A 3,001-nucleotide genomic window follows, 5' to 3' on the forward strand; every position below is an offset into this window, starting at 1 on the left:
AGAACATCGCGCTCGCCGAGCCGGTGCGCAGCGCGCTGCTGCTCGGGCCCCCGCTCGTCGCGCTGTCCCGCGGACTGCGGCCGGTGATCTTCACCATCAACGCCTTCGCCAACGTCCTGCTGAAGCTGCTGCGCGTCGAGACGAAGGACGAGGTCACCGCCACGTTCTCGGACGCGGAACTGGCGCAGATCGTGCGGGACGCCGGCGAGGCGGGTCTGCTCGACGACCGCGCCCAGGAACGGCTGCACGACGCCCTGGAGCTGGGCCGGCGCCCGGTGCGCGACGTCGTCCTGCCGCTGGAACGTGTCGTCTACGCGCGCGTGGGCGTCACCCCGGAGGAGCTGGAACGGCTGGGCGCCGAATCCGGGTTCTCCCGCTTCCCCGTCGTGGACGAGGGGCGGCGGATCGTCGGCTACCTGCATGTGAAGGACGCGCTGGACGCCTCGCCACGGGACGAGCCGTTCCGGGTGGGGGACCTGCGGCCCATCGCCCGCGTGCGGGAGACGACGCCGCTGGACGACGTCCTGACCGCCATGCGCGGCAGCCGCACCCACCTGGCTGCCGCACTCGGCTCCGACGGGCGGCTCGCCGGGCTGGTCACCATGGAGGACGTGCTGCGGGAGCTGTTCGGGCAGCGGGCCTGAGACCGGGCGGCGGGGGGTGACCGACCGCTGGGTATGGCGTGCGGGTTACCATCGCTGACGCCATGCAGACGAACACCACTCCCCCGCACTCCAGCCTTGTCGCGGTCGGCGACTCCTTCACCGAGGGCATGTCGGACCTGCTGCCCGACGGCACCTACCGCGGCTGGGCGGACCTCCTCGCCGGCCGGATGGCCGCGCACACCCCCGGCTTCCGCTACGCCAACCTCGCGGTGCGCGGCAAGCTGATCGGCCAGATCGTCGAGGAACAGGTGCCGGTCGCGGCCACCATGGGCGCCGACGTCATCACCCTGGTCGGGGGCCTCAACGACACGCTGCGCCCCAAGTGCGACATGGTCCGGGTGACGGACCTGCTGACGGAGGCGGTGGAGCGGCTCGCCCCGTCCTGCAAGCAGCTCGTGCTGATGCGCAGCCCCGGCCGGCAGGGCCCGGTCCTGGAGCGGTTCCGGCCGCGCATGGAGGAGCTGTTCGCCTGCGTCGACGACCTCGCCGCCCGGCACGGCGCACTGGTCGTCGACCTGTACGGCGCCCCGTCCCTGGGCGACCCGCGGATGTGGGACGTGGACCGGCTGCACCTCACGGCCGAGGGGCACCGCCGGATCGCCGAGGCCGTCTGGCAGGGCCTCGGGTACGACCCCGAGGACACCGAGTGGCGCGAGCCGATGCCGGCTACGGTGCCGCCGGCCTGGGTCGCCCGCCGGGTGGCCGACGCCCGGTTCGCCCGGCAGTACCTGCTGCCGTGGATCGCCCGCCGCCTCACCGGCCGCTCCTCGGGCGACGGCCTCCCCCCGAAGCGCCCCGACCTGCTGCCGTACGAGGGACCGCGGCGGTAGGCGTGGGTGACGTGGGTCTCGGCGGCCGTAGTCGTGCGTGACCCGCGTCTCGTAGGTTCCGCCGAACACGGCGATGGCACTGGCCTGCACGAATCGCCAGTAGAATCCGTACACGTGACTTCTGCTCCCGCCAAGCCCCGCATCCCCAACGTTCTCGCCGGACGCTACGCCTCCGCCGAGCTCGCCACGCTCTGGTCGCCCGAGCAGAAGGTGAAGCTGGAGCGTCAGCTCTGGCTCGCCGTGCTGCGGGCGCAGAAGGACCTCGGGATCGAGGTGCCGGATTCGGCGATCGCCGACTACGAGCGTGTCCTCGACCAGGTCGACCTGGCCTCCATCGCCGAGCGCGAGAAGGTCACCCGGCACGACGTGAAGGCGCGGATCGAGGAGTTCAACGACCTCGCCGGGCACGAGCAGGTCCACAAGGGCATGACGTCCCGCGACCTCACGGAGAACGTCGAGCAGCTCCAGATCCGACTGTCCCTGGAGCTGGTCCGCGACCGTACGGTGGCCGTGCTGGCGCGGCTGGGCAAGCTGTCCGGCGAGTACGCCGAGCTGGTCATGGCCGGCCGCTCGCACAACGTGGCCGCGCAGGCCACCACCCTGGGCAAGCGGTTCGCGACGGCTGCCGACGAGCTGCTCGTGGCGTACGGGCGGGTCGAGGAGCTGCTCGGCCGCTATCCGCTGCGCGGCATCAAGGGGCCGGTCGGCACCGCCCAGGACATGCTCGACCTGCTCGGCGGCGACGCGGCCAAGCTCGGGGACCTTGAGCAGCGGATCGCCGGGCACCTCGGCTTCTCGCAGGCGTTCACCTCGGTCGGCCAGGTCTACCCGCGCTCGCTGGACTACGAGGTCGTGACCGCTCTGGTGCAGCTGGCGGCGGCCCCGTCCTCGCTCGCCAAGACGATCCGGCTGATGGCAGGGCACGAGCTGGTGACCGAGGGCTTCAAGCCGGGCCAGGTCGGTTCCTCCGCGATGCCGCACAAGATGAACACCCGCTCCTGCGAGCGCGTGAACGGCCTGATGGTGATCCTGCGCGGCTACGCGTCGATGACCGGCGAGCTGGCGGGCGACCAGTGGAACGAGGGCGACGTGTCCTGCTCGGTGGTGCGCCGGGTCGCGCTGCCGGACGCGTTCTTCGCGCTCGACGGCCTGCTGGAGACGTTCCTGACGGTGCTCGACGAGTTCGGTGCCTTCCCGGCCGTCGTCGCCCGTGAACTGGACCGCTACCTGCCGTTCCTCGCCACCACGAAGGTGCTGATGGGCGCGGTGCGGGCGGGCGTGGGCCGGGAGCTGGCGCACGAGGCGATCAAGGAGAACGCGGTGGCCTCCGCGCTGGCGATGCGCGAGGCCGGCGCCGGGCGCAACGAGCTGCTGGACAAGTTCGCCGCCGACGAGCGCATCCCGCTGGACCGCGCGCAGCTCGACGCGCTGATGGCCGACAAGCTGTCCTTCACGGGTGCCGCGGCCGACCAGGTGGCCGTCGTCGTCGGCCGCGGCACCCGTGAA

At 72.2% G+C, this 3,001-nt stretch carries 3 protein-coding genes; all 3 read left to right on the forward strand.

Annotated features, from left to right (window positions below; translation table 11 throughout):
* On the forward strand, positions 1-644 hold a 644-nt coding region (locus BZL64_RS36195; protein WP_143663416.1), incomplete at its 5' end, for a CBS domain-containing protein.
* A 62-nt stretch (positions 645-706) separates the two neighbouring features.
* Entirely contained in the window at positions 707-1,495 is a 789-nt protein-coding gene (locus tag BZL64_RS36200; RefSeq protein ID WP_086773274.1) for an SGNH/GDSL hydrolase family protein, read from the forward strand.
* Positions 1,496-1,609: 114 nt separating this feature from the next.
* A partial coding sequence (gene purB / locus BZL64_RS36205) for an adenylosuccinate lyase (protein WP_086773275.1) occupies positions 1,610-3,001 on the forward strand: 1,392 nt, incomplete at its 3' end.

This window comes from Streptomyces bobili, assembly GCF_002154575.1.
GTDB lineage: Bacteria > Actinomycetota > Actinomycetes > Streptomycetales > Streptomycetaceae > Streptomyces > Streptomyces bobili.